At 72.1% G+C, this 26076-nt stretch carries 19 protein-coding genes; 12 read left to right on the top strand and 7 right to left on the bottom strand.

From position 1 onward, the window contains the following. Positions 1-8 precede the first annotated feature (8 nt). From ccrA to ACFY3J_RS25945, 3 genes are all read right to left on the bottom strand, one after another. Entirely contained in the window at positions 9-1352 is a 1344-nt protein-coding gene (gene ccrA, locus ACFY3J_RS25955; RefSeq protein ID WP_390841839.1) for a crotonyl-CoA carboxylase/reductase, read from the bottom strand. Positions 1353-1827: 475 nt separating this feature from the next. Then, positions 1828-2646 carry a TetR family transcriptional regulator gene (locus tag ACFY3J_RS25950; protein WP_384184957.1) on the bottom strand — a complete coding sequence of 273 codons (819 nt, stop codon included), beginning with the start codon at positions 2644-2646 and terminating at the stop codon, positions 1828-1830. Positions 2647-2782: 136 nt separating this feature from the next. Continuing rightward, entirely contained in the window at positions 2783-4588 is a 1806-nt protein-coding gene (locus ACFY3J_RS25945; protein WP_390841838.1) for a 3-hydroxyacyl-CoA dehydrogenase family protein, read from the bottom strand. A gap of 374 nt (positions 4589-4962) precedes the next feature. Here ACFY3J_RS25945 and ACFY3J_RS25940 point away from each other — a divergent pair, with 374 nt between their 5' ends. After that, a complete protein-coding gene (locus tag ACFY3J_RS25940; protein ID WP_384184963.1) occupies positions 4963-5538 on the top strand; it encodes an adenylosuccinate lyase in 576 nt (191 codons plus the stop codon). Positions 5539-5631: 93 nt separating this feature from the next. Here the strand turns inward: ACFY3J_RS25940 and ACFY3J_RS25935 are convergent, their stop codons facing one another. The 3 genes from ACFY3J_RS25935 to ACFY3J_RS25925 all read right to left on the bottom strand — a co-directional run bounded on the left by ACFY3J_RS25935 (position 5632) and on the right by ACFY3J_RS25925 (position 8917). Continuing rightward, complete coding sequence (locus tag ACFY3J_RS25935; RefSeq protein WP_390841837.1) at positions 5632-6030, bottom strand: RidA family protein; 399 nt, start codon at positions 6028-6030, stop codon at positions 5632-5634. Positions 6031-6131: 101 nt separating this feature from the next. After that, on the bottom strand, positions 6132-7727 hold the full coding sequence (locus ACFY3J_RS25930) for an alpha/beta hydrolase (protein ID WP_390841836.1): 1596 nt from the start codon (positions 7725-7727) through the stop codon (positions 6132-6134). A 134-nt stretch (positions 7728-7861) separates the two neighbouring features. Then, positions 7862-8917 carry an Rv2578c family radical SAM protein gene (locus ACFY3J_RS25925; RefSeq protein WP_384184972.1) on the bottom strand — a complete coding sequence of 352 codons (1056 nt, stop codon included), beginning with the start codon at positions 8915-8917 and terminating at the stop codon, positions 7862-7864. A 205-nt stretch (positions 8918-9122) separates the two neighbouring features. On the opposite strand from ACFY3J_RS25925, the gene ACFY3J_RS25920 reads away from it, so the two are divergent. The 11 genes from ACFY3J_RS25920 (at position 9123) to ACFY3J_RS25870 (ending at position 25554) form a co-directional block, all read left to right on the top strand. Continuing rightward, positions 9123-9566, top strand: a complete 444-nt coding sequence (locus ACFY3J_RS25920) for an SRPBCC family protein (protein WP_390841835.1) — start codon at positions 9123-9125, stop codon at positions 9564-9566. Positions 9567-9723: 157 nt separating this feature from the next. Beyond that, positions 9724-12114 (top strand): MFS transporter, encoded by a 2391-nt coding sequence (locus ACFY3J_RS25915; RefSeq protein ID WP_384184978.1) that lies wholly within the window; start codon positions 9724-9726, stop codon positions 12112-12114. 150 nt (positions 12115-12264) lie between these two features. Continuing rightward, on the top strand, positions 12265-14763 hold the full coding sequence (locus ACFY3J_RS25910; protein ID WP_384184981.1) for a SpoIIE family protein phosphatase: 2499 nt from the start codon (positions 12265-12267) through the stop codon (positions 14761-14763). A 147-nt stretch (positions 14764-14910) separates the two neighbouring features. Further along, positions 14911-15636, top strand: coding sequence for a class I SAM-dependent methyltransferase (locus tag ACFY3J_RS25905; RefSeq protein ID WP_390841834.1), 726 nt, complete (start codon positions 14911-14913; stop codon positions 15634-15636). A 153-nt stretch (positions 15637-15789) separates the two neighbouring features. Further along, on the top strand, positions 15790-18666 hold the full coding sequence (locus tag ACFY3J_RS25900; protein WP_390841833.1) for a CDP-glycerol glycerophosphotransferase family protein: 2877 nt from the start codon (positions 15790-15792) through the stop codon (positions 18664-18666). Beyond that, positions 18663-19796 carry a glycosyltransferase gene (locus ACFY3J_RS25895; RefSeq protein WP_390841832.1) on the top strand — a complete coding sequence of 378 codons (1134 nt, stop codon included), beginning with the start codon at positions 18663-18665 and terminating at the stop codon, positions 19794-19796. Before ACFY3J_RS25900 ends, ACFY3J_RS25895 begins: the two co-directional genes overlap by 4 nt. Before the next feature lie 151 nt (positions 19797-19947). Continuing rightward, entirely contained in the window at positions 19948-20781 is an 834-nt protein-coding gene (locus tag ACFY3J_RS25890; RefSeq protein WP_384184993.1) for a M55 family metallopeptidase, read from the top strand. Next, positions 20774-22078 (top strand): M20/M25/M40 family metallo-hydrolase, encoded by a 1305-nt coding sequence (locus tag ACFY3J_RS25885; protein WP_384184995.1) that lies wholly within the window; start codon positions 20774-20776, stop codon positions 22076-22078. The genes ACFY3J_RS25890 and ACFY3J_RS25885 overlap by 8 nt, the downstream gene beginning before the upstream one ends. A gap of 16 nt (positions 22079-22094) precedes the next feature. After that, positions 22095-24047, top strand: coding sequence for an LpqB family beta-propeller domain-containing protein (locus tag ACFY3J_RS25880; RefSeq protein WP_384184998.1), 1953 nt, complete (start codon positions 22095-22097; stop codon positions 24045-24047). Continuing rightward, entirely contained in the window at positions 24044-24967 is a 924-nt protein-coding gene (locus tag ACFY3J_RS25875; RefSeq protein WP_384185000.1) for an LD-carboxypeptidase, read from the top strand. Before ACFY3J_RS25880 ends, ACFY3J_RS25875 begins: the two co-directional genes overlap by 4 nt. 41 nt (positions 24968-25008) lie before the next feature. Further along, a complete protein-coding gene (locus ACFY3J_RS25870; RefSeq protein ID WP_384185003.1) occupies positions 25009-25554 on the top strand; it encodes a GNAT family N-acetyltransferase in 546 nt (181 codons plus the stop codon). On the opposite strand, the gene ACFY3J_RS25865 is transcribed toward ACFY3J_RS25870, so the two are convergent. After that, on the bottom strand, positions 25532-25879 hold the full coding sequence (locus ACFY3J_RS25865; protein WP_141356765.1) for a DUF6204 family protein: 348 nt from the start codon (positions 25877-25879) through the stop codon (positions 25532-25534). The genes ACFY3J_RS25870 and ACFY3J_RS25865 overlap by 23 nt on opposite strands. Positions 25880-26076: the final 197 nt, after the last annotated feature.

Genomic DNA, 26076 nt, shown 5'->3' with positions numbered 1-26076 from the left:
TGCGCCTCTCAGACGTTCCGGAAGCGGTTGATGGCGTCGATGTGCTCGGCGCGCATCTCCTCGTCGCGCACGCCCAGGCCCTCCTCGGGCGCCAGGCACAGCACGCCGACCTTGCCCTGGTGCAGGTTGCGGTGCACGTCGTACGCCGCCTGCCCGGTGTCCTCCAGGGAGTAGACCCGGGACAGCGTCGGGTGGATCCTGCCCTTGGCGATCAGGCGGTTGGCCTCCCAGGCCTCGCGGTAGTTGGCGAAGTGGGAGCCGATGATGCGCTTCAGGGACATCCACAGGTAGCGGTTGTCGTACTCGTGGGTGTAGCCCGTGGTGGAGGCGCAGGTGACGATGGTCCCTCCCTTGCGGGTGACGTACACGCTCGCGCCGAAGGTCTCGCGGCCGGGGTGCTCGAAGACGATGTCGACGTCCTCGCCACCGGTGAGTTCGCGGATGCGCTTGCCGAAGCGCTTCCACTCCTTGGGGTCCTGGGTGTGCTCGTCCTTCCAGAACCGGTAGCCCTCGGCGGTGCGGTCGATGATCGCCTCGGCGCCCATGGCGCGGCAGAGGTCCGCCTTCTGCTCGCTGGAGACGACGCAGACGGGGGTCGCGCCGCCGGCGAGGGCGAACTGCGTGGCGTAGCTGCCGAGTCCGCCGCTCGCGCCCCAGATGAGCACGTTGTCGCCCTGCTTCATGCCGGCGCCGTTGCGGGAGACCAGCTGGCGGTAGGCGGTGGAGTTCACCAGGCCGGGGGCGGCGGCCTCCTCCCAGCTCAGATGGCCGGGCTTGGGCATCAGCTGGTTGGACTTGACGAGCGCGATCTCGGCGAGGCCGCCGAAGTTGGTCTCGAAGCCCCAGATGCGCTGCTCCGGGTCGAGCATCGTGTCGTTGTGGCCGTCGCTCGACTCCAGTTCGACGGACAGGCAGTGCGCGACGACCTCGTCACCGGGCTGCCAGGCGTTGACGCCGGGGCCGGTGCGCAGGACGACGCCGGCCAGGTCGGAGCCGATGATGTGGTACGGCAGGTCGTGCCGCTTGGCCAGCTCGCTGGTGCGGCCGTAGCGCTCCAGGAAGCCGAACGTCGACAGCGGCTCGAAGATCGAGGTCCACACGGAGTTGTAGTTGACCGAGGAGGCCATGACGGCCACCAGGGCCTCGCCCGGGCCCAGCTCGGGCAGTGGCACCTCGTCCAGGTGTAGGGACTTGCGCGGGTCCTTGTCGCGGGTGGAGAGCCCGTCGAACATCTCCGTCTCGTCCTTGTGCACGGTGATCGCGCGGTACGACTCGGGCAGTGGCAGGGCGGCGAAGTCGGCGGGAGTGGAGTCCGGCGACTGGATCGCGTCCAGGATGTCCTTCACGGTCACGGTGTTGCCTCCGGCGTCGAGCGCCCTGAGGGAGGGGCGCTGAGGGTTACGTCGGTGCTGCTGAGGGGGTGAGGGGGCCGTCGGTCCGGCCGGGTGCCGTCGGTTCGGCGGGTGGGGCTTTTCGGCAGCGCTTTGTGGCGCGGGAGGTTGCCTGTGACGCAGGCGTCCGGGCGTGCGAGCCGCCATCGGCTTGCTGGGACAGCCGGCGTGCGTGCGGTTCTCCGCGCGCCGGCCGCCCGGACACCTTCAACGTATGACACCGCGTGTCACCTGGCAAGGCACTGAGTGCCAGAATTCTCGCTCAGACGAAAACTTTACGCAACAAATGAGCGATGATCGATCGAACGGGGCCGCCGAGACGGGCGAAAAGGGACTCCGACATGCAAAAACGGCCACCCCGTGGGGTGGCCGTCAGTTACGCGGCTCTCGTGGTCGCGAGGCGGTACGCGGCTCTCGCCGCCCGTCGCGAGGTCCTTCAGCGCGCTTTCAGCGCCTCCTCGATGGTCCGCATGACCTCTTCCAGCGGGGCGTCGGTGCGGGCGACCGCCACCAGTACCTCGCCCTGCTGGGACACCGCGGCCGAGGGCCCGGCGTCGGACGCGGGCGCCGCGGCGCGGCCGGCCCCGATCCCGGTGCCGAACGTCTTGCGCACGATCGCGAAGGCGTGGTCGAGCTGCGCCTCGACGTCTCCCTGGCCGTCGGCCCGCAGCCAGCGCCGCAGCACGTGGTTGTGTGCGGTGACCACGGCCGAGGCGGCGACCTCCGCGAGCAGCGGGTCGTCGTTGGCGTCGTCGGCGTGCACGCGTTCGTCGAAGTGGCCCAGCAGATAACGCGTGAACAGGCGCTCGTAGCGGGCCACTGAGGCGATCTCCGCCTCGCGCAGCGTGGGCACCTCGCGGGTCAGCTTGTAGCGGGCGACCGAGATCTCCGGCTGCGCCGCGTACATCTTCATGACTTCCTTGATGCCCCGGCACACCGTGTCGAGCGGGTGCTCGTGCGCGGGGGCCGCGTTGAGGACGGCCTCGGCGCGGATCAGGGTGTCGTCGTGGTCGGGGAAGATGGCCTCTTCCTTGGAGCGGAAGTGCCGGAAGAAGGTGCGGCGGGCGACCCCGGCCGCCGCGGCGATCTCGTCGACCGTGGTCGCCTCGTACCCCTTGGTCGCGAACAGCTCCATCGCGGCGGCCGCCAGCTCCCGGCGCATCTTGAGCCGTTGGGCGGCCGCGCGGGAGCCGGCGGCGCTCTCCGGCGCGTCGGTCGTGGCGGGTGTACGTGTGGACTTGGCGGGCTGGGGCATGACCCGAACGTACTGCATCCGCGCAGCCCGGTGCGCACGTCCCCGGGTTCCCCCGTCCTCGGTGGACGGGGTAGCGGCCGCCGGTTCCAGCAGGCCGCCCCACTCCCGCCCGTCCGTGAACCGGTCGCCGGACCGGTCAGTGCCGGGCATATTCGCGGAAGCCACGGCCGGTCTTGCGGCCGAGGCAGCCCGCGGCCACCAGATGCTCCAGGAGCGGTGCCGGGGCCAGGCCCGGGTCGCGGAACTCGCGGTGCAGGACCCTCTCGATGGCCAGCGAGACGTCCAGGCCGACGACGTCGAGCAGTTCGAACGGGCCCATGGGGTAGCCGCCGCCGAGCTTCATCGCCGCGTCGATGTCGTCCAGGGACGCGTAGTGCTCCTGCACCATCTTGATCGCGTTGTTGAGGTACGGGAACAGCAGGGCGTTGACGATGAAGCCCGCCCGGTCCCCGCAGTCGACGGCGTGCTTCTTGATCCTGACGCAGACCTCGCGGACCGTCGCGTGGACGTCGTCCTCCGTCAGCACCGTGCGGACGACCTCGACCAGCTTCATCGCGGGCGCCGGGTTGAAGAAGTGCATGCCGATCACCTCGTGCGGGCGCGAGGTGGCGCGGGCGCAGGCGACCACGGGAAGCGAGGAGGTGGTGGTGGCCAGGATCGCGCCCGGCTTGCAGACCTTGTCCAGCGCCGCGAACAGCTGCTGCTTGACCGACAGGTCCTCGGCGACGGCCTCGACGGCGAGGTCCACCTCGGCGAAGTCGTCGAGGGTGCCGGTCGCCGTGATCCGGTCCAGGGTCTGCGCGGCGGCCTCGGCGGTCAGCCGGCCCTTGTCGACGGAGCGTGAAAGCGACTTGCCGATACGGGCCTTGGCGGCCTGCGCCTTCTCCGCGCTGCGGGCGGCCAGCACGACCTCGTACCCGGCCTTCGCGAACACCTCGGCGATGCCGGAGGCCATGGTGCCCGAGCCGGCGACGCCGACGGAGCGCACGGGGCGGCCGGGGGCGAGGACGTCACCGGCCGGCGGGGTCAGCGCGTCCCGCACGACGGTGCCGCTGCCCGGGGCCTCGTAGGTGTAGAAGCCGCGGCCCGCCTTGCGGCCCGTCAGACCGGCCTCGCTGAGCTGCTTCAGGATCGGCGCGGGGGCGTGCAGCCGGTCGCGCGACTCGGCGTACATGGCCTCCAGGACCGTGCGCGCGGTGTCGACGCCGATCAGGTCGAGCAGTGCCAGCGGGCCCATCGGCAGTCCGCAGCCGAGCCGCATCGCGGCGTCGATGTCCTCGCGGGTGGCGTACCTTGCCTCGAACATCGCCGCGGCCTGGTTGAGGTAGCCGAACAGCAGCCCGTCGGCGACGAATCCGGGCCGGTCGCCGATCGCGACGGGCTCCTTGCCCAGTTCGAGGGCGAGGTCGGTGACCGCCTCGACGGCCTGCGGGGCGGTCAGCACCGAGGAGACGATCTCGACCAGCCTCATGGCCTGCGCGGGGTTGAAGAAGTGCAGGCCGAGCACCCGTTCCGGGTGGGCCGAGTCGGCGGCCAGGCGGGTCACCGACAGGGCGTTGGTGCCGGTGGCCAGGATCGCCCCCGGCCGCACGATGCCGTCCAGCTCCCGGAGGATCTGCTGCTTGGTCTCGTACGACTCCGGCGCCACCTCGATGACCAGGTCGGCGTCGGCCGCCGCGGCCAGGTCGGTGGAGGTGCGCACGCGGGCGAGCGCGTCCGTGCGCTCCCGGTCGGTCAGGCGTCCGCGTTCCACGGCGCGGGCGGTGGAGTTCGCCAGGGCGGCGACGCACCTGGCGGCCGCCGCCTCGCTGATGTCGATGCCGACGACCTCGCGGCCCGCGCGGGCCAGGACCTCGGTGATGCCGGTGCCCATGGTGCCGAGGCCGACGACGGCGATCGTCTTCAGCGGGGACAGGGAGATGTCGGAGAGGGGAGTGGCCATCGCGGGACTCCAGGAATGAGGGTGACGACTGGGAACGCGCCCCGGGTGCGCCGACGGGCGCCACGGGTGCGGAAGGAGGGGGTTGCGGGTGCTGTCGGGCCGAATGCGCACAGGCCCGGTGCCTTTCGCCGCGGGCGCCTGCGCGCCCGGCAGCCGGCGAAGCCGACCGGCTCTGTCCCGAAGCCGGGTCGTACTGCGGTACTCGGGGTACCGAACCGACAACACTCGCGGTGGCTGCGTCACCAGGCCACTGCGAGAGGGTGCGAGAGGGTGTCTCGCTCGTCTGAGCCTAACCGGTGGGTAACGAGCGCGCCACCCCCCTGAGTTTGTGATGTACGTCCCGCGTGGCGGGCCACGCTCCTAGGCTGGCCCTCGTGGACGAAGAGTTGCGATCGCTCACGGAGCGCTTACGGCAGGAGACGGGCGGATCGGCGGCGTACGAACATCTGGTGGCCACCGGGGACCCGGGCGAGCTGGCCGAGGTGCTCACGGCGCCCGGGCAGCCGTTGTGGGCCCGGGAGCTGGCCGCGTTCCGCCTCGGCCTCGCGGGGGACCGGCGGGCCTTCGAGTCCCTGGTGCTGCTGCTGAACCACCGCGACCCGCCGCGCTGCGTCGGTGCCGCGTACGCGCTGGCCCGGCTCGGCGATCCCCGCACCGCCCGCGCCGCGGCGGCCCTGGCCACCAACGAGCTGCGTGTCGCCTACGCGCTGCATCCGGTACGGCTGCTGGTGGAGCTGCGGGCCCCCGAGTCCGTGCCCGCCCTGATCACCACGCTGGAACGCCGGCTCCGCCCGCACGACCCCTACCGCCGGGTGGCCCTGGCCTGTGTGGAGGGCCTGGGCACGCTGGGCGACGTGCGGGCCCGCCCCGTCCTCACCGAGGCCCTCGCCCACCCGGCCCTGGCGGAGGCGGCGGTCGACGCCCTGGCCCGCATCCCGAAGTCCGGGTGAGCGGCCGGGACCCGCGGGAGCACGCGGCAGGGTCCGGCGGCCGCGCGCGGGAACACCTCGCCCGGGTCGCCCAGGCGGTGCGACGGGAACACCTCACTCGGGCACTACGGCGAACGCCTCGACCTCCATCAGGAACTCGGGGCGGACCAGGGCCGCGACCTGGACGGCCGAGGAGGCGGGCAGGCGGTCGTCGGCCAGGTGGGCCGTGCGGGCGGCGCGGATCGCCGGGAGGTGGGCCGTGTCCGTGAGGAAGTAGGTGAACTTGACGACGTTGTCGAAGGTCGCGCCGGCGGCGGCCAGGCAGCGGCGGAGGTTCTCGAAGATCTGCCGGGCCTGCGCGTCCGGGTCGCCCTCGCCCACGAGCTCGCCGTTCTCGTCCAGGGCGACCTGGCCGGAGATCGCGACGAAACGGCCGGTGCCCATGACGACATGGGAGTAGTGCGCGGCGGGGGCGACCCCGTCGGGGGCGGGAATCCTGGTTGGCTCGCTCATGCGTCCATGGTGGACCATGCGTCCGACAACCATGAACCGGTCACCGCCCCCGACGGACCGTCAGACCGCGTGCGGCGGCCCGGCGGAGCCGGTTCGGCCGCTCAGCCGCGGAAGCGGACGAGGTCGTGCAACGCCGCCCCGCGCGCGGCGCCGGACGGGGAGGCGGCCGCGGCGGACGCCGCCGCGCTCAGCGGCTTCGGGTCGGGCAGCCGCCGGCACACCGCGTCCGCGACGCCGTGCCCGCGCGGCACCTTGCCGTTGGTCAGGTACGTCGCCAGGTGCTTGTCCAGGCAGGCGTTCCCGCTCAGCGTGATGCCGTGGTTGCCGCCGCCCTGCTCCACCACCAGGCTGGAGTTCCGCAGCAGCCGGTGCACCGTGACACCGCCCCCGTACGGGGTGGCCGCGTCGTCGGTCGCCTGGAACAGCAGCACCGGCGGCAGCTTGCTGTTGGCGACGCTCACCAGGCGCTTGGAGGAGACCGGCCAGAAGGCGCAGGGCGCGTTGTACCAGGCGTTGTTCCAGGTCATGAACGGCGCCTTGGCGTGCACGGCCCAGTTGTCCTTGCGCCACTGCCGCCAGTCTCGCGGCCACGAGGTGTCACGGCACTGGACGGAGGTGTAGACGCTGTAGCCGTTGTCGCCGGAGGCGTCCACGGCGGCGAAGTTCTTGTACGCCTCGACCAGCGGCCCGGTCTTCTTGTCGTTCGCGTACGCCGCGAACGCCTGGGCGAGGTAGGGCCAGTAGCCGTTGTAGTAGCCGCCCGGGATGAAGGTGTCCTCCAGTTCGGAGGCGCCGACCTTGCCGCCCGCGGGCTTCTTGGCGAGCGCCGCCCGCATCGCGTACCACTTGGCCTCGATCTTCGCCGGGTCCGTGCCCAGCTTGTAGGTCGAGTCGTGCTTCGCGATCCACGCCATGAAGGCCTGCTGACGGCCCTCGAAGGCGTAGTCCTGCCGGACGTTGTCCTCGTACCAGACGCCCGTCGGGTCCACGATCGAGTCGAGGACCAGCCGGCGCACCCGCTCGGGGAAGAGCTTGGCGTACACCGCGCCGAGATAGGTGCCGTAGGAGTAACCGAAGTAATTGATCTTCTTCGCGCCGAGGGCCTTGCGGATCGCGTCCATGTCGGTCGCCGAGTTGACCGTGTTGATGTGCGGCAGCACGCTCGCGTACTTCTTGCCGCAGGCGGCGGCGAAGGACTTCGCGCGCGCGAGGTTGGCGTTCTCGATCGCGGGCGTGCTCGGCACCGAGTCCGGGCGCACGGGGTTGAAGGAACCCGGCTTGCAGTCGAGCGCCGGGGAACTCCTGCCCACGCCCCGCGGGTCGAAGCCGATGACGTCGTACTGGGCCGCGACGTCCTTGGGCAGGGAGGAGGCGACGAAACCGGCGAGCGAGAGGCCGCTGCCGCCGGGACCGCCGGGGTTGACCAGCAGGGGGCCCTGGTAGGTCTTGGCGGTGTGCGGGACGCGGGACAGCGCCAGCGTGATCTTCTTCCCGGACGGATGTCTGTAGTCGAGCGGCACCTTCAAGGACCCGCACTGGAGCGTCGGATAACTGGTGGTGCCGCACTTCTTCCAGGTGACCTTGGCGGCGGATGCGGCGGCTGCGGGATGCGGCGTGCTCGCGTCGGCGGGGACGGCCGTGAGGGATCCGGCCATGACGACGGCGGCACCGCACAGCACGGCAGCGCTTTTTCTCATTGGTCCTCCCAGGACGGAGAGGCTGCGGACCGCGGTCTCGCGGTACTCGCCGCATCGTCCCGGAAAGAACTAGCGGAAGAACGCGTTCTGACAATTCTTGACCCAATTGGGCCGGGTGATGCGCTCGAACGATCTCAAATCAGCGTGAGTTGAGTCGGTTCGGGCATCGGGGGCGGCGTCGGCCCGGCCGGCTGGATGCGGCGGGCCGCTCCCGCGCGCGCCGGGCCGATCCCGTACTCCCGTGCCAGCTCGTGCACCTGACGGGTGATCCGGCGCTGGTACCACTTGGGGGCGTAGGCGCCCTCGGCGTACAGCCGCTCGTAGCGGCGCACGAGGTGTGGGTGGTGCTGTTCGAGCCAGGCCATGAACCACTCGCGGGCGCCGGGCCGCAGATGCAGCACCAGCGGGGTGACGGAGGTGGCCCCGGCTGCCGCGATCTCCCTTACGGTGTCCCGCAGTTGAGCCGGCCGGTCGCTCAGGAACGGGATCACCGGCGCCATCAGCACCCCGCAGCCGATGCCGTGCTCCCCGAGGGTGCGTACGACGTCCAGGCGCCGCTCGGGCGCGGGGGTGCCCGGCTCGACGGTGCGCCACAGCTCGGTGTCGGTGAAGCCCACCGAGACGCAGACGCCCACGTCGGTGACCTCGGCCGCCTGGGTGAGCAGGTCCAGGTCGCGCAGGATCAGCGTGCCCTTGGTCAGGATCGAGAAGGGGTTCGCGTGGTCGCGCAGCGCGCTCAGGATGCCCGGCATCAGCCGGTAGCGGCCCTCGGCCCGCTGGTAGCAGTCCACGTTCGTGCCCATGGCGATGTGCTCGCCGTGCCAGCGGCGCGAGGCCAGCTGGCGGCGCAGCAGCTCCGGGGCGTTCACCTTGACCACGATCTGCGTGTCGAAGCCGATGCCCGTGTCGAGGTCCAGATAGCTGTGCGTCTTGCGCGCGAAGCAGTACACGCACGCGTGCGTACAGCCGCGGTACGGATTGACCGTCCACTCGAAGGGCATGCGCGAGGCACCCGGCACCCGGTTGATGATCGAGCGGGCCCGGATCTCGTGGAAGGTGATCCCGCGGAACTCGGGAGTGTCGAAGGTACGTGTGGTGACCGCGTCCGCCCCGAAGAGCGCGGCGTCGGCCCGGCTGTGACCGGAGTCCCCGGAGTTCCCCGGGTCCACGGTGAGGTTGTCCCAGCGCATGGCGCCTCCTCGGTAGTGCTCACCGGTAGTGCTCACCACAGAATAGAACACATGTTCCCTTGATCGTGCGGGTGACCGCACGGACGCCTTTTCCGATCGCCCGCTGTGCCGTGTTCGATCACTTGCCGGGGCTCCGATTTGGGGCCCCGGGCGGCGGGGTGATTGGCTTGCCCCAAGCCTGAGAACGGATGTCCTGGAGGAAGCCATGGCGCAGGTCGAGGCCACTACGGAGCGGGTCGTCGCCGCCGACGCGGAGACGGTGTTCGACGCGGTCGCCGACTACAGCGGCACCCGCCCGAAGGTGCTGCCCGAGCACTTCAGCGAGTACGAGGTGCGCGAGGGCGGCGACGGCGAGGGCACCCTCGTCCACTGGAAGCTCCAGGCCACGAGCAAGCGGGTCCGCGACTGCCTGATGGAGGTGTCCGAGCCCACCGACGGCGAGCTGGTCGAGAAGGACCGCAACTCCTCCATGGTCACCGTCTGGCGCGTCACCCCGGCCGGCGAGGGCAAGTCCCGCGTCGTGGTCACCACCACCTGGAAGGGGGCCGGGGGCATCGGCGGCTTCTTCGAGAGGACGTTCGCCCCCAAGGGCCTCGCCCGGATCTACGACGCGATGCTCGCCAAGCTCGCCACCGAGGTCGAGAAGTAGCCTTCTGGAGCAACTCCTCTGCCGACGGGCGTCGTTGACATCTCACCGGTTCGAGTGGATCTCCCCCCGGACCGGAGGCCCGCCGTAACTCGTCGCCTTGCCCACAGTTGTCGCATTGCGCGGCAATCGTGCGGCAGGTGCGACGAGGGAGCGGTACGTGGGCGGGATCACTCTGGTGCAGGACGAGCCGGTCGCGGCGCCCCCCAGAATCCCCGCCCCGCCGCCGGCCCCCGCCCCGCGGCTCGGCCCCCGCCGGGTGCGGCTGGTCTTCGTCGGGCTGATGCTCGCGCTGCTGCTGGCCGCGCTCGACCAGATGATCGTCGCCACCGCGCTGCCGAAGGTCGTCGGCGAGCTGCACGGCCTGGACCGGATGTCCTGGGCGATCACCGCCTACCTGCTCACCGCCACCGTCGGCCTGCCCGTCTACGGCAAGCTCGGCGACCTGATCGGCCGCAAGGGCGTCTTCCAGTTCGCCATCGCCGTCTTCGTCGCTGGCTCCGCGCTCGCCGGACGGGCGCAGACCATGGACCAGCTCATCGCCTTCCGCGCCGTGCAGGGCGTCGGCGCGGGCGGACTGATGATCGGTGTGCAGGCCATCATCGCGGACATCGTGCCGCCCCGGCAGCGCGGCCGGTTCATGGGACTGATCGGCGCGGCCTTCGGCCTCGCCTCCGTCGCCGGGCCGCTGCTCGGCGGCTACTTCACCGACCACCTGTCCTGGCGGTGGTGCTTCTACATCAACGTGCCGTTCGGCCTGGTCACCCTGGCCGTGATCACCGTCGTGCTGAAGCTGCCCAGACCACGGGTGAAGGCCCGGTTCGACGTGCCGGGCGCCCTGCTGCTGACCGCCGCCTCCACCTGCCTGGTGCTGCTGACCAGCTGGGGCGGCACCGAGTACGCCTGGGGTTCACGGGTCATCCTGGGGCTGGGCGCGGGCGCCGTCGCCGCCACCGCGCTCTTCGTCGTCGCCGAGCGCTTCGCCGCCGAGCCCCTCATCCCGCTCAGGCTGTTCCGCGACTCCGTGTTCAACGTCAGCGGCCTGGTCGGACTCGTCGTCGGCGTCGCGCTGTTCGGGGCGGCCAGCTACCTGCCCACCTTCCTCCAGATGGTCGACGGCGCCTCGGCCACCGAGTCCGGACTGCTGATGCTGCCCATGATGGGCGGCATCGTGGGCGCGTCCATCGTCTCCGGGCAGCTCATCAGCCACACCGGCCGCTACCGGATCTACCCCGTCCTCGGCAGCGCCCTGTCCGCCCTCGGCATGTGGCTGCTGTCCCGGCTCGAAGTCGACACGTCGCGGCTCCAGTACAGCGTCTGGATGGCCGTACTCGGCGCCGGGATCGGCCTGGTGATGCCGGTGCTGGTGCTCGCCGTGCAGAACTCGGTGCGCCCCGCCGACCTCGGCACGGCGACCAGCGCCAACAACTACTTCCGGCAGATCGGCGGCAGCGTGGGCGCCGCCGTCTTCGGCACCCTGTTCGCCGGCCGGCTCACCGACGCCCTGCGCGACCGTGTCCCCACGCGCGCGGGTGCCGCCCTCCCCGACCCCGAGTCGATCACCCCGCAGGCCGTGCGGGCACTGCCGCCCGCCCTGCGCGACGCCTACGTGGGGGCGTACGCGGACGCCATGCCGCGGATCTTCCTCTACCTGGTGCCGGTGCTCGTCCTCGGCCTGCTCATCGCCTTCTTCCTCAAGGAGAAACCACTGGTGTCCCACAACGCCCACGTGACCGACCCGGAGACCGCGCCCTTGAACCCCACCGTGCCGCAGGCCCGTTCACCCTTCGCCGCCGGCGTGCCCGTCTGCGGCACCGTGCAGCATCCGGACGGCACGGTCGTGCCCCGCGCGGCGCTCACCCTGATCGACGTCGCGGGACAGCAGATCGGCCGGGGCGCGAGCGGCGACGACGGGCGGTACGCGCTGTCCACGCCGGGCACCGGCTCGTACGTCCTGATCGCCGCGGCCGGCGGGCACCAGCCTCAGGCCGTCTCCGTGACCGTCGGCGAGCGGCCCGTCGAACTCGACGTCGTCCTCGGCGGCGCAGGGCGCCTCACGGGCACCGTGCGCACCGCCGACGGCAGCCCCGTGCGAGACGCCACCGTCACCCTGACCAATGTGCACGGCGAGGTCGTCGCCAGCACCCGCAGCGGGCGCGAGGGCGGCTACGCCATCACCGAACTCGTCGCCGGGGAGTACACCCTCGCCGCCAGCGCCCCCGCCTTCCGCCCGGCCGCGCTGCCGGTCAGCGTGCAGGCCGCGCGGGAGACCCGCCAGGACGTCGAGCTCGCGGGCGGGGCCGTGCTGCGCGGGACCGTCCGGGCCAGCGGCGGGCGGCCCGTCGAGGACGCGCGCGTCACCCTCCTCGACGCCGCGGGCAACGTCGTCGACACGCTCACCACCGGACCCGACGGGACGTTCCGGTTCGTCGATCTGTCCTCCGGCGAGTACACCGTGATCGCGGCCGGCTACCCGCCCGTCGCCACGGTGCTCCAGGTGGCGGGCGGAGGACGCACGGAACGGGATCTCCAGCTCGGGCACGAGGACTGAGCAGCTCGTCAGGGGGGAGCGCACCGCGCACCGGTGGGCTCCCCCCTGACGCCAATTCGCTTGTTGCCGCACATCGTGACGGGCCGTCCCCGTACCGTGGTCCCCGGGGGAACAGATCTTGGGGAGCCGTGGGGAGAGGGGCCTGGGGTCATGGACCGTGGCACCGAAAGGGACGTACCTGCGGGCCGCGGAGCCGGTGGCCGCGCGGTGGCGGCGGACGTCCCGGCCGGACGGATCCCACTGGCCGTGGTCGTGGTCGACCACGACGGCCTGGTGTCGCACTGGAGCAGGGGTGCGGGGCGACTGCTCGGCAGAGCCAAGGAAGAGGCGATCGGCAGGCCGGTGTCCGACCTGCTGCCCGTCTCCGGCGCCCTGCCCGACGAGGCGGACGGCGCTCCCTACCGGTCCCACGACGGCTATGACGGGCTCGGGCCCGGTCTGGAGTCCTCGCTGGACGGGCGGCTGTCCTACCCGGCCGCCGGCCGGGCCCGGCTCGCCGGGCCGGAAAGGGACCGGGTGGACGTCCTGTGGTGGGCGTACCCGCTGGTCGGCCCGGGGCGGGAGCGGCTCCTCGTGCTCGCCGCCGACGCGGACGGGCTGCGCCACGGCGACGGGCACGGGGACGTGCACGCAGACGCGGACCGGGCCGGGGAGGCGGGCGCGTTCGAACGCATCGCGCCGGCCTTCGCCCTGCACACCGACTTCCCCGGCGCCGACGAACTCGCGCGCCGGCTGCCCGAGATCCTGCCCAGCATGAGCGTCGGCGAGAGCGCCCGCATCGTCGCGCAGATGCTCGAACTGGGCTATCCGGTACTGGAGTTCAGCCGGAACGACCGGGTGCCCGTCACCCCCGACTGGGGTGTGCCGCGGCGCGTCGAGCGCAGGGCGCGCCGCGAGCGGGCCACGCGGGCGGCGGCCCGGGGACTGCTCTCACCGGGGGAAGCGGCCGACGACGAGGGCGAGGACCTCGAGTACGCCGCCGTGCGCGAGCGCCTGGAGTTCCTCAACGAGGTCAGCGGCAGGATCGGCACCTCGCTCGACCTCGCGCGGACCATCGTCGAGGTCAGCCGGGCCGTCGTCCCGCGCTTCACCGACGTCGCCGGCACCTATCTGCGCGAACAGGTCGTCGCCGGGGAGGGGTTCCCGGAGGGCGTGCCGGACACCAGGACCATGTGGCACCGGGTGGCCGTCGAGCACAACGACGAACCGGGCCGCTGGGACGACGTCGTGCCGGTCGGCGAGGCCATGCCGTTCCCGGCACACACGCCGTTCTTCCAGTGCATGACCTCCGGCGAGCCCGTGCTCGTGCCGCGGATCAGCGAGGAGATGGGCCACGCCATCGCCTCGCAGTTCGAGAAGCGCGACATCCGGCCGCTGATCACCCACCGCTCGATGCTCGTCGTACCGCTCAAGGCGCGCGACGTCGTCCTCGGCTTCATGATCCTGCTGCGCCACCCGGAGCGCGCCGAGTTCAACGACATGGACCGGGTCACCGGCGCCGAACTCGCCGCCCGCGCAGGCCTCGTGCTCGACAACGCGCGCATGTACACGTACCAGGAGAGCGTCGCCGAGACCCTCCAGGACAGCATGCTGCCGAGCATCCCGGCGCGGATGGCGGGCTGCGACATCGCCACCCGCTATCTGCCCGGCACACTGCTCGGCCGGGTCGGCGGCGACTGGTTCGACTCGGTCAAGCTGCCCGGGGCCCGCACCGCCCTGGTCGTCGGCGACGTCATGGGGCACGGACTGAACTCGGCCGCGATGATGGGTCAGTTGCGCACGGCCGTGCAGACCATGGCCGCGCTCGACCTGCCGCCCGCCCAACTGTTGCGCAATCTGGACGACCTCGCGCAGCGGCTCGGCGACACCTACCTGGCGACGTGCCTGTACGCCGTGTACGACCCGATCGCGGGCGAGGTGCACCTCGCCAACGCCGGCCACATCCCGCCCGTCCTGGTGCGCGCGGGCGACGGCCGCAGCGAGCTGCTGGACCTGCCCACGGGGGCGCCCATCGGCGTCGGCGGGGTGCCCTTCGAGGCGGTACGCGTCCCCGTGCGGCCCGGCGACCGGCTGGTGATGTGCACCGACGGGCTGGTCGAGGTGCGCGGCGAGGACATCGGTGTGGGTCTCGCCACACTGTGCGAGTCCGCCGCCCACCCGGCCGCGTCCATGGACGACGCCTGCGACACGATCATCCGCGCCCTGAACACGCGCGGGGGCCGCAAGGACGACGTGGCGCTGCTGATGGCCCGCCTGAACGGCATCGAGCCGGACGACGTCGCCGAGTGGCGCCTGGCCCGCGATCCCGCCGAGGTGGGCCGGGCCCGCGCCGTGGTCCGTGAGCACCTGCGCGAGTGGGGTTTGGCCCGGCTCACCGACCCCACCGAGCTGATGGTCAGCGAGCTGGTCACCAACGCCGTACGGCACTCCCGCGGCCGACCCGTCGAACTGCGCCTCGTCCGTGGCGACACCCTGCTGTGCGAGGTGGAGGACGACGACCACGACCTGCCCACCCTGCTGAGCGCCGGGCCGGCCGACGCGTCCGGCCGGGGCCTGCGGGTGGTCAGCACCCTCGCCCGGGAGTGGGGCACGAGCCGTACGAACACCGGCAAGACGGTCTGGTTCGAACTCCCCCTGCCTCGCCGCTGACCCGCCCCCGGCACGCCGCCGTTCGAGGGTCCCGTGCTCCCGGTTCCGCTCTCGCAGCCGGTGGTTGTGGGGTGCGGGCCTTGGCCGGTAGACCGGAGGGACCCGTCGGTTGTGACGGAACAAGGCTGTCTTGCAGGGGAGTTGGGCATGAGTGCGACGAGCCGGTACCGGCAGGCGTGGGAGGGGTTCTGGAACGAGGTGTCCGAGGAGCCGGGGTCGGTGTTCTGGGACGCCGGGCCCGAGGTGACCGCCGGTCTCCATCTGCCGCTGCTCCGACCGCACTTGGCCGACCCGGAGCTGCCCCTGGTCGACCTGGGGTGCGGCAACGGCACGCAGACCCGTTACCTCGCCGAGCGCTTCGGGCGCGTCGTCGGCGTCGACATCGCCACGGCGGCCGTCGAACACGCCCGGCGCGGCGACCGCGCCGGCCGGGCCGCGTACCGGGTGCTGGACGCCACCGACAAGAGCGAGGCGGAGACGCTGCACGCCGAGCTGGGTGACGTAAACGTGTACATGCGGGGTGTGCTGCACCAGTGCGATCCGGACGACCGGCAGGCACTCGCCGACGGCATCGCCGCCGTCGTCGGCACGCGCGGCCGGGTCTTCCTCGTCGAACCGTCCGAGTCCGCCCGCCTGGTACTTGGCGGGCTCGCGCGGGACCCCGCAGGTCCGCCGCCCAAGCTCGCCCCGGTCCTCCGGCATGGCATCACGCCCGGCGAAGTCGCCGACACCGCCGTGCCGGAGTACCTCCGCTCGGCCGGCCTCACCGTCCTGGCGGGCGGCGAAATGCCCCTGTTCACGACCGAGTTCACCTCCGACGGGATCCGTATCGAGCTGCCGTCGAGGTGGTTCGTGGCGGGCCGCACCCACTGACCGGCTCGGCGGTCGTGCTCTGCGTGTCAGTGGGACGGCGTATTGTCGCATTGGCGTAGTTTGAAGGGGGTGGGGGCCGAAGTTGTCCCTACACGCTGTAGGGTTACGCCCACCCCCCCCGCAGACCGAACGGAACAGAGACGAGAGGTGGCCGTGTCGATCGTCGCGCCGGAGCCGGACGTCAGTGTCGTCGTCATCGTCTACAACGACGAAGAGCGACTTCCGACAGCCGTGGGTTCCGTCCTCGAGCAAACACTTCGCAATGTCGAGGTGGTCATCGCCGACGACTGCTCGACGGACGGCTCCCACGAGGTGGCGCAGGCGCTCGCCGCGGCCCATCCCGACCGGGTGCGGGCGATCCGGCTCCCGGAGAACAGCGGCGGCTGCGGAGAGCCCCGCAACCAGGGCGTCAAGGTGGCCCGCGGCCGGTACGTGATGTTCCTGGACAGCGACGACACCCTGGAGCGGAACGCCTGCCGCAACATGATCGAGGCCGCCGACCGCACCGACGCCGACCTCGTCTCCGGCCTGTGTGTCCGGGTTCACACCGACAGCCGGCACGACAAGCGCGTGCTCTGGTACCCCTGGCTGTACCAGAGCACCCGCACGCTGGACTCCGTCGCCGAGCTGCCGGACCTGTTCGTCTTCGACACCCTGTCGACCAACAAGTGCTACCGGCGCCGGTTCCTGATCGACAACGAGCTCGCCTTCCCCCGGGGCATCCACTACGAGGACCTGCTCTTCTCCGCGCAGGCCTATCTGGCCGCGCAGCGGATCACCCTCATCCCCAACACGGTCTACCACTGGAACGTCGTCCAGAAGACCGCCGTCAAGTCGATCAGCAACCGGCGCGGCGAGATCAGCAACTTCGCCGACCGGGTCGAGATCCACCGCCGCATCGACGCCATCCTGGACCGCCAGGGCCAGGACGAGCTGAAGCTGCGCAAGGACATCAAGTTCCTCAAGCACGACCTGGTGCTGTACCTGCGGGATCTGCCCTTCCTCGACGACGACTACCGCCACCGCTTCGCCGAACTCGCCCGCGGCTACGTCCAGGACTTCCCCGAGGCCGCCTACGCCGAGCTCGACCGCGTCCACGCCATCTGCGCCCAGCTGCTGCTGCGCGAGGACTGGACGGACCTGATGCCGGCCATCGACACCCTCATCAACCGGCACAAGATCTCCGCACCGCTGGCCGAGCGGGGTGGCCGTGTCTACTGGAGCGACCGCTACCTCGACGACCCCGACATGCGCGCCGTCCTGGACGTCACGACCCTCGGCTACCACGCCAGGCCGCTGAACCGGATGGCCCTGCGCAACCGGCTCACCGAGTACGCGGTCCACGGCGGCGACGTGGTGCTCGCCGGCGAGATCGTCAACCCGCTGCACACCATCGACCCCGGCGCCGAGCTCGGCGCCGAGCTGGAGTTCCGGGCCCGCCGCCGCAGCCTCCAGACCTTCCGCTTCCCGGTGCCCGCCCCGCGCCACGAGGGCGACGTGATCGCCTGGCGGGCCCAGGTGCCGCTGGCCCGGCGGCTCAGACCACTCGGCATCATCGACGACGTGTGGGACGTCCGGCTGCACCTGACCGCCGGCGGCAAGCGCACCACCAGCCGGCTCACCGTCGGCGCCGTCGACCTGGAGAACGCCGAGTCCCTGCCCGTCCGGCCCCGCCTGACCCGACTCATGGCCGACCGGGTCGAGGCGCAGGTGTCCGCCAAGGGCCACCTGGCCTTCCGGCTCACCCAGCAGGGCCGGCTCGCCCGCACCGGCCGCGCCGCCGTGGAGCGCAATCTGCACGGGCGCCCCGCGCGGGCCGCCAAGCGCGCCTACCGCACGCTGCGGGCCGTGCGCCGCGACCTGAACTCCGGCACCCGCAAGCTCCAGGTCTACGACCGCATGCTGCGCAGGCTGCCCGTCCGCAAGGGCACGGTCGTCTTCGAGAGCCACCTCGGCAAGCAGTACAGCGACAGCCCGCGCGCCATCTTCGAGGAACTGCGCCGCCGCAAGACGCCGATCACCCCGATCTGGTCGTACGCCGGCGAGCGCCCCACGGGCTTCCCGCAGGACGTGGAGCTCGTGCGCCGCTGGTCCTGGCGCTACCTCAAGGCGCTCGCCCAGGCGGAGTTCTGGATCGACAACCAGGGCTACCCGCTGCGGCTCGCCAAACGCCCCGGGACGACGTACATCCAGACCTGGCACGGCTCGGCGCTGAAGCGGATGGGTTTCGACGAGCCCACCTACCGGATGCTGTCCGAGCCGGAGCAGCGCTCCTACCAGCAGGCGCTGGACCGCTTCGACCACTTCGTGGTCCGCGGCGAGCACGACGTGCGCACCCTCGCCCGCGCCTACCGCATCCCCGAGGAGAAGCTGCTGCGCACCGGCTACCCGCGCAACGACGCCCTGGTGCGGGTCCGTGAGGGGGCACCGCTGCCCGCCGACGCACAGCGGCTGGCCGAGCGGCTGGGCCTCGCCCCGGACCGGCGGGTGCTGCTGTACGCGCCGACGTTCCGCACCCATCCCGACGGCCGCGTACGGGACTTCGAGTTCCCCTTCGACATCGAGGACTTCGCCGCCCGCTTCGGCGACGACCACACCCTCCTCGTCCGAGCGCACTACCTGAACCAGCTCACCCTGCCGCCGTCGGTCGCGGGACGCGTGATCAACGTCAGCGCCGAACCGGACATCACCCCGCTGCTGCTGCTCGCCGACTGCCTGATCACCGACTATTCGTCGGTGATGTTCGACTACGCGCTGCTCCGGCGTCCCATCGTGTTCCACGCCCACGACTGGGAGGAGTACGCCCAGGACACCCGCGGCACCTACTTCGACCTGCTCGCCGAGGCACCGGGCCCCGTCACACGCACCGACGGCGAACTGTTCGCGGTGATCGGCGACCTGAGCACCGTGCAGTCGAAATACGAGGCACGGCTGAAGGAGTTCGTGGACAAGTACGGCGAGTACGACCGCGGCGACGCCGCGGCGCAGATCGTGGACCGGTTCTTCGGCCCCGCAGGAGAGACCCGATGACCGAGCGCGACATCTTCTTCGTGGCCAACGAGGTCAACGAACTCGGCGGTGTGTGCCGCTGGCAGATCCAGATGGCCGGGCTGCTGGCCGGGCGCGGACACCGGGTCACCGTCGTCGGCATCGCCCCGCCCAACCATCCGATGGCCCTCGGCGACCAGCCGCCGTTCCGGACCGTGACGCTGTACGCCCGGCGTCCGCCGGGCCGGCCCAGGCCGCGCCGCCTGCTCGGCCGCTTCGACCCGGCGCTGCGCCGCCACGAGACCCACATGCGGACCGCCGCGAGCCGGCTCTCGTCGCTGTTCCAGGACGCCCGGCCCGGCGCGATGATCATCGTCCCCCAGGTGTGGGCGATGGAGTGGGTGGCCCTCGCGGACACCGCCGGGCACCGCATCATCGGCATGACCCACGAGTCCTACGAGACGTCCCGCAAGTCGTCCCGCTTCGCGCGCGTGAAGAAGTACTTCAAGGACGTCGACCGGCTGCTGGCACTCACCCGGGAGGACGCCGACCGCTGGGGGGTCGAGGGCATGAACAACGTCGGCTTCATGCCCAACCCGCTGTCCATCGTGCCCGACTCCCCCTCGCCACGCACCGAGAAGGTCGTCGTGAACGTCGGCCGGCTCTCCCATGAGAAGGGCGTCGACATGCTCCTGGACGCCTGGGCCGAGGCCGTGCCGAAGCAGCCCGGCTGGACCCTGCGCATCTACGGCAGGGGAGAGGCAGAGGCGGAGCTCAAGCGGCAGTGCGCGGAACTCGGCCTGGAGGACTCCGTCGACTTCGCCGGGCAGACCGACGACGTGCCCGGCGCGTTGCGCGCCTCCTCCGTCTTCGTCCAGGCCTCGCGTGGCGAGGGCTTCCCGCTGGTCCTGCTGGAAGCCATGGCGACCGGCGTGCCGTGCGTGGCGTTCGACTGCGCGCCCGGCGTCCGCGAGATCGTCGCCCACGAGGAGAACGGCCTGCTCGCCCGCCCCGGCAACACCTCCGAACTCGCCCGTCACCTTGTGCGCCTGATGGCCGACGAGCGGCTGCGCGACACGATGGGCGACGAGGCCCTGCGCAGCGCCCACCGGTTCGACCCGGACGTCATCACCCAGAGCTGGGAAGACCTCTTCGACTTCCTGGAACGCTGAGGGCCGCACCGCCCGTCACGCCCGCCCCCGGCATCCCCCGGTGCCCGGGGCGCCGGAGGCGAGAGGGGTGTGTCCCCGCCGTTCGCCCACCCGCCGGCTTTCACCGCCTCTCCGTAGCCGGTTCGCTGATCGGCGCGTAACGTGACGCTCCATGAAGATCCTCATCAGCGCCGACATGGAGGGCGCGACCGGTGTCACCTGGCCTGCCGACGTGCTGCCGGGAACGCCGCAGTGGGAGCGGTGCCGGGCGATGTTCACCTCGGACGTCGACGCGGCCGTACGCGGCTTCTTCGACGGGGGCGCCGACGAGGTCCTCGTGAACGAGGCGCACTGGACCATGCGCAACCTGCTGCTCGAGCGGCTGGACGAGCGGGCGCAGATGCTCACCGGACGGCACAAGTCGCTGTCCATGGTGGAGGGCGTGCAGCACGGTGACGTGGACGGCATCGCCTTCGTCGGCTATCACGCGGGCGCCGGCATGGAGGGCGTCCTCGCCCACACCTATCTCGCCAACTCCATCACGGGGGTGTGGCTGAACGACGTACGGGCCAGCGAGGGGCTGCTCAACGCCCATGTGGTCGCCGAGTACGGGGTGCCGGTGGTGCTGGTCACCGGGGACGACGTGGCCTGCGAGGACGCCCTCGGGTACGCGCCAGGGGCGCTCAAGGTCGCGGTGAAGGACCATGTGTCGCGGTACGCGGCCGTGTGCCGTACGCCGGCCCGCACCGCCGCCGACATCCGCGCGGCGGCCAAGCAGGCGGCCGGGCTGGCGGTCCGTCACGAACCGTACAGGGGAGGCCCGTTCACCGTAGCGGTCGAGTTCGACGCCGAGCACCTCGCCATGGCCTGCACCGTCGTGCCGGGAGTGAACCGGATCGGTGAGCGCAAGGTGGCCTACACCAGCGCCACCATGCACGAGGCAATCCGCACCTTCAAGGCGGTCACCACGATCGCCTCGTCCGCGATCGAGGAGCAGTATGGCTGACGCGCAGGCGCTGGACGAGGTCGTCGGCTTCACGTCCGACCTGATCCGCATCGACACCACCAACCGGGGCGGCGGCGACTGCCGGGAGCGTCCGGCGGCCGAGTACGCCGCCGAGCGGCTCGCCGGGGCGGGCCTGGAACCGGTGCTCCTGGAGCGCACCCCGGGGCGGACCAACGTCGTGGCGCGGATCGAGGGCACCGACCCGTCGGCGGACGCGCTGCTGGTGCACGGTCACCTGGACGTGGTGCCGGCCCGTGCCGAGGACTGGAGCGTGCACCCGTTCTCCGGCGAGGTCCGCGACGGGGTCGTGTGGGGCCGGGGCGCGATCGACATGAAGAACATGGACGCGATGATCCTCGCCGTGGTCCGCGCCTGGGCCCGGCAGGGGCTGCGGCCGCGGCGGGACGTGGTGATCGCCTTCACCGCCGACGAGGAGGCGAGCGCCGAGGACGGCGCCGGGTTCCTCGCCGAGCGGCACGCGGGTCTGTTCGAGGGCTGCACCGAGGGCGTCAGCGAATCGGGGGCGTACACCTTCCACGACGGCACCGGGCGGCAGATCTACCCGATCGCCGCCGGTGAGCGCGGCACCGCCTGGCTGCGGCTCTCCGCACGCGGACGGGCGGGCCACGGCTCCCGGGTCAACGGGGAGAACGCGGTGACCCGGCTCGCCGCGGCGATCGCCCGGATCGGCGCCCACAAGTGGCCCGTGCGGCTCACCCCGACCGTGCGCGCGGCCCTCACCGAACTCGCCGCCCTGTACGGCATCGAGGAGGACCTGCGGGACGTGGACGCGCTGGTGGACAAGCTGGGGCCGGCCGCCCGGCTGGTCGAGGCGACGCTGCGCAACAGCGCCAACCCCACCATGTTCGAGGCGGGTTACAAGGTCAACGTGATCCCGGGGGAGGCCGTCGCCCATGTCGACGGGCGGTATCTGCCCGGCGGCGAGGAGGAGTTCCGCGCCACCCTCGACGAACTGACCGGCCCGGACGTGGACTGGGAGTTCCTGCACCGCGAGGTGGCGCTCCAGTCGCCGGTCGGCTCGCCGGCCTTCGCGGCGATGCGGGCCGCCGTCGGGGAGTTCGCGCCCGAGGGCCATGTCGTGCCGTTCTGCATGCCCGGCGGCACCGACGCCAAGCAGTTCTCCCGGCTGGGCATCACCGGGTACGGGTTCTCGCCGCTGAAGCTGCCCGAGGGCTTCGACTACAACGCCCTGTTCCACGGAGTCGACGAGCGCGTCCCCGTCGAGGCGCTGCACTTCGGCGTCCGCGTCCTGGACCGCTTCCTGCGGACCGCCTGAGTCGATGGGGGAAAACATGCGCACCCTGCCCTGCGGTTCCTGGCCCTCGCCCATCGACGCGGCGCTCGCCGCCGCGCACGACGGCAGGCCGGAGTTCCCGGGATTCGTCGGCGACGAGGTGTGGTGGACCGAGCCTCGGCCCGCCGAGGGCGGACGCCGGGCGCTGGTACGGCGGCACGCCGACGGCTCGCAGTCCACGGTGCTGCCCGAGCCGTGGAACGTGCGCAGCCGCGTCATCGAGTACGGCGGCCGGCCCTGGGCGGGAGCCGTCGTGGACGGCGTGCCGCTGCTGGTGTTCGTGAACTTCGCCGACCAGCGCCTGTACCGGTACGAACCCGGCGGCGAGCCGCGCCCGCTCACCCCGCTCTCGGCGGTGGGCGGCGGACTGCGCTGGGCCGAACCCCAACTGCGCCTGGAACATGGCGAGGTGTGGTGCGTGCTGGAGGAGTTCACCGGGGAGGCGCCCACCGACGTACGGCGCGTCCTGGCCGCCGTACCGCTGGACGGGTCGGCGGCCGGGGACCGGGCCGCGGTGCGCGAACTCTCCGACGACCGGCACCGGTTCGTGACCGGCCCCCGGCTCTCGCCCGACGGACGGCGGGCGGCCTGGCTGGCCTGGGACCACCCGAGGATGCCGTGGGACGGCACGGAGCTGCTGGTGGCTCAGGTGCGCGCCGACGGCTCGTTCGGCGCGCCCCGCACGGTGGCCGGCGGCCCCGAGGAGTCCATCGCCCAGGCGGACTGGGCCGCCGACGGCTCGCTGCTGTACGCGAGCGACCGCAGCGGCTGGTGGAACCTCTACCGCGACGGTGAGCCCCTGTGCTGCCGCGAGGAGGAGTTCGGCGGCCCGCTGTGGAGGCTGGGCCAGCGCTGGTTCGCGCCCCTGGACAGCGGTCTGATCGCGGTCGTGCACGGTCGCGGCGCCACCGCCCTCGGCGTACTCGACCCGGAGACGGGCGAGGTCGTCGACACGGCGGGCCCCTGGACGGAGTTCGACGCGGCACCGGCGGCGCACGGCGACCGGGTCGTCGCGGTCGCCGCCAGTCCCCGCAGCGCGTACGAGGTCGTCGAGCTGGACACCCGCACGGGCCGGACGCGGGTGATCGGCGCCGCCCACGACGACCCGGTCGACCCCGCCTACTACCCCGAGCCGCGGATCCGCACCTTCACCGGGCCGGACGGCCGGGAGGTCCACGCCCACATCTATCCGCCGCACCACCCCGACTGCGTGGCGCCCGCCGGTGAGCTGCCCCCGTACGTCGTGTGGGCGCACGGCGGACCCACCAGCCGGACGCCTCTCGTGCTCGACCTGGAGATCGCCTACTTCACCTCGCGCGGCATCGGGGTCGCCGAGGTCAACTACGGCGGATCCACCGGGCACGGCCGCGAGTACCGCAACCGGCTGCGCGAGCAGTGGGGCGTCGTCGACGTCGAGGACTGCGCGGCCGTCGCGCTCGCCCTCGCCGACGAGGGCACCGCCGACCGCGCCCGGCTGGCGATCCGGGGCGGCAGCGCGGGCGGCTGGACCACGGCGGCCTCCCTGACCACGACCGACGTGTACGCCTGCGGCACGATCAGCTACCCGATCCTCGACCTGACCGCCTGGGGCACCGGGGAGACCCACGACTTCGAGTCGCAGTACCTGGAGTCCCTGGTCGGGCCGCTCGCCGAGGTGCCCGGCCGGTACGCCGAGCGCTCGCCCGCCGAGCACGCCCACCGGATCACGGCGCCCTTCCTGCTGCTCCAGGGCCTGGACGACGTGATCTGCCCGCCGACCCAGTGCGAGCGGTTCCTCGCCCGGCTGGCCGGCCGGCAGGTGCCGCACGCGTACATCGCGTTCGAGGGCGAGGGGCACGGCTTCCGCCGGGCCGACACCATGGTGCGGGCACTGGAGGCGGAGCTGTCGCTGTACGCTCAGGTCTTCGGCCTGGACCCGGCCGGCATCCCCACCCTGGAGCTCGGCACGTGAAGGAACTCGTCCGCCCCACCCGGCTCGCCCCCGGCGCCCGCGTGGCCGTCGTCGCGCCCAGCGGGCCCGTGCCCGAGGAGCGGTTGCAGGCGGGCCTGGACGTGCTGCGCGGCTGGGACCTGGATCCGGTGGTGGCACCGCACGTGACGGCCCGGCACGGCACGTTCGACTACCTGGCGGGTACGGACCGCGACCGCGCCGCCGACCTCCAGGGCGCCTGGTGCGATCCGTCCGTGGACGCGGTGCTGTGCGCCCGCGGCGGCTACGGCGCGCAGCGCATGGTGGACCTGCTCGACTGGGAGGCCATGCGGGCGGCCGGCCCGAAGGTGTTCGTCGGCTTCAGCGACATCACCGCGCTGCACGAGGCGTTCGCCACCCGCCTGGGCCTGGTCACGCTGCACGGGCCGATGGCCGCCGGTGTCGACTTCGTCAAGAACGACCGGGCGCAGCGGCATCTGCGAGCGACCCTGTTCGCGCCCGAGACGGTCCGCACGATCGTCTCCGGCGGACCGGCCCTGGTCCCCGGGCGGGCCCGGGGCGTCACCCTCGGCGGCTGTCTGGCCCTGCTCGCCGCCGACCTCGGCACACCGCACGCGCGGCCCGGCGCGGCCGGCGGTCTGCTGTGCCTGGAGGACGTGGGCGAGGAGGCCTACCGCCTGGACCGCTACCTCACCCAGCTGCTGCGGGCCGGCTGGCTCGACGGGGTGCGCGGGGTGCTGCTCGGCTCCTGGAAGGACTGCGAGACCCCGGACCGGGTGCGGGCCCTGCTCGCCGACCGGCTCGGCGGACTCGGGGTGCCCGTCGCCGAGGAGTTCGGCTTCGGGCACTGCGAGGGCGCGTTGACGGTTCCCTTCGGTGTCGCGGCCGAACTCGACGCCGACGAGGGGACGTTGACGCTCGACGAGCCCGCCCTGCGCTGACCGCGCCGCGGCCGGGCGGGTGCCGCGCGTAGGGTGACGGCATGCCGCACACCGCAGCCCGCTTCCTCGCCGAGGGGCCCCGCGTGGGCATCCGCCCCTTCACCCGGGAGGACGGCGCCGAGTTCACCGCCCGGGTCCGGGAGAGCGAGGACCTGCACCACCCGTGGCTCTTCCCGCCGGCCACCGCCGAGGCGTACGCCGCCTACGCCCGGCGGCTGATCGAGGACCCGGCGAGGGCCGGCTTCCTGGTCTGCGAGATGGACGCGGGCGCCCTCGCCGGGTTCGTGAACGTCAACAACATCGTGCACGGCGCCTTCCGGTCGGGAGCGCTCGGTTACGGCGCCTTCGCGCATGCCGCCGGGCGCGGCCTGATGCGCGAGGGCCTCGACCTCGTCATCGGGTACGCCTTCGGCCCGATGCGGCTGCACCGGCTGGAGATCAACGTGCAGCCGCTCAACACCGCCTCGATCGCGCTGGCGCGCGCCTGCGGCTTCCGCCTGGAGGGCTTCTCGCCGGACATGCTCTTCATCGACGGGGCCTGGCGCGACCACGAGCGGTGGGCGCTCACCGCCGAGATGCGCGCTTGAAGTTGACCTTCATGGTGTCCAGGTCCGTGACGGTCGACCGCAGGTCGCGAAAGCCGTATCCGAGGCCGCGCAGGGCGGTCTCCGCGCGGTCCTCCGCGATCGCGGCCGCCATCTCCTCGCCGTCCTCCGCGTCGCACACCACGACGTAGCGCATCGAGAAGTGCTTCAGCGGGGACGGCTCGTAAGACAGCGAGCCCTCCTCGGTGAACCGCATGCTGAGCATGCCGTGCTCGTCCGCCTCCGCGCGCAGCCGTTCCCGGGCCTCGTCGGTCAGTGCGTCCCAGGTGCCCCGGACGATCACCCGGTAGGTGTGCTGCTCGCTCATCGGATCTCCGTACTTCTCCACGCTCGGCCAGGGGCCACAGGGTTCGACCGGCCGACTCTACGGCGCCCGCGACGCGCCGACCACGGAATATCGCCGCGCCCGCTCAGCTTGAAATTAAACCTTCGGTGATCGTTCGGGGATCGAGTGGTTCACCCACATGGGAATCTGCCGGACATGACGACGACCTCCCTTTCACG

Origin of the sequence: Streptomyces sp. NPDC001231, from assembly GCF_042896885.1 — a bacterium.
GTDB lineage: Bacteria > Actinomycetota > Actinomycetes > Streptomycetales > Streptomycetaceae > Streptomyces.
The sequence above is the reverse complement of the archived record's forward strand: the minus strand, read 5'-3'. Positions and strand labels throughout refer to the sequence as shown.

Excerpts from the sequence above, each read along its gene's own strand:
- ACFY3J_RS25950 (WP_384184957.1), bottom strand. The coding sequence starts at position 2,646 with ATGCCCCAGCCCGCCAAGTCCACACGTACACCCGCCACGACCGACGCG.
- ACFY3J_RS25890 (WP_384184993.1), top strand. The coding sequence starts at position 19,948 with ATGAAGATCCTCATCAGCGCCGACATGGAGGGCGCGACCGGTGTCACC.
- ACFY3J_RS25895 (WP_390841832.1), top strand. The coding sequence starts at position 18,663 with ATGACCGAGCGCGACATCTTCTTCGTGGCCAACGAGGTCAACGAACTC.
- ACFY3J_RS25925 (WP_384184972.1), bottom strand. The coding sequence starts at position 8,917 with ATGCGCTGGGACAACCTCACCGTGGACCCGGGGAACTCCGGGGACTCC.
- ACFY3J_RS25865 (WP_141356765.1), bottom strand. The coding sequence starts at position 25,879 with ATGAGCGAGCAGCACACCTACCGGGTGATCGTCCGGGGCACCTGGGAC.
- ACFY3J_RS25910 (WP_384184981.1), top strand. The coding sequence starts at position 12,265 with ATGGACCGTGGCACCGAAAGGGACGTACCTGCGGGCCGCGGAGCCGGT.
- ACFY3J_RS25880 (WP_384184998.1), top strand. The coding sequence starts at position 22,095 with ATGCGCACCCTGCCCTGCGGTTCCTGGCCCTCGCCCATCGACGCGGCG.
- ACFY3J_RS25905 (WP_390841834.1), top strand. The coding sequence starts at position 14,911 with ATGAGTGCGACGAGCCGGTACCGGCAGGCGTGGGAGGGGTTCTGGAAC.
- ACFY3J_RS25870 (WP_384185003.1), top strand. The coding sequence starts at position 25,009 with ATGCCGCACACCGCAGCCCGCTTCCTCGCCGAGGGGCCCCGCGTGGGC.
- ACFY3J_RS25920 (WP_390841835.1), top strand. The coding sequence starts at position 9,123 with ATGGCGCAGGTCGAGGCCACTACGGAGCGGGTCGTCGCCGCCGACGCG.
- ACFY3J_RS25885 (WP_384184995.1), top strand. The coding sequence starts at position 20,774 with ATGGCTGACGCGCAGGCGCTGGACGAGGTCGTCGGCTTCACGTCCGAC.
- ACFY3J_RS25930 (WP_390841836.1), bottom strand. The coding sequence starts at position 7,727 with ATGAGAAAAAGCGCTGCCGTGCTGTGCGGTGCCGCCGTCGTCATGGCC.
- ACFY3J_RS25935 (WP_390841837.1), bottom strand. The coding sequence starts at position 6,030 with ATGAGCGAGCCAACCAGGATTCCCGCCCCCGACGGGGTCGCCCCCGCC.
- ACFY3J_RS25945 (WP_390841838.1), bottom strand. The coding sequence starts at position 4,588 with ATGGCCACTCCCCTCTCCGACATCTCCCTGTCCCCGCTGAAGACGATC.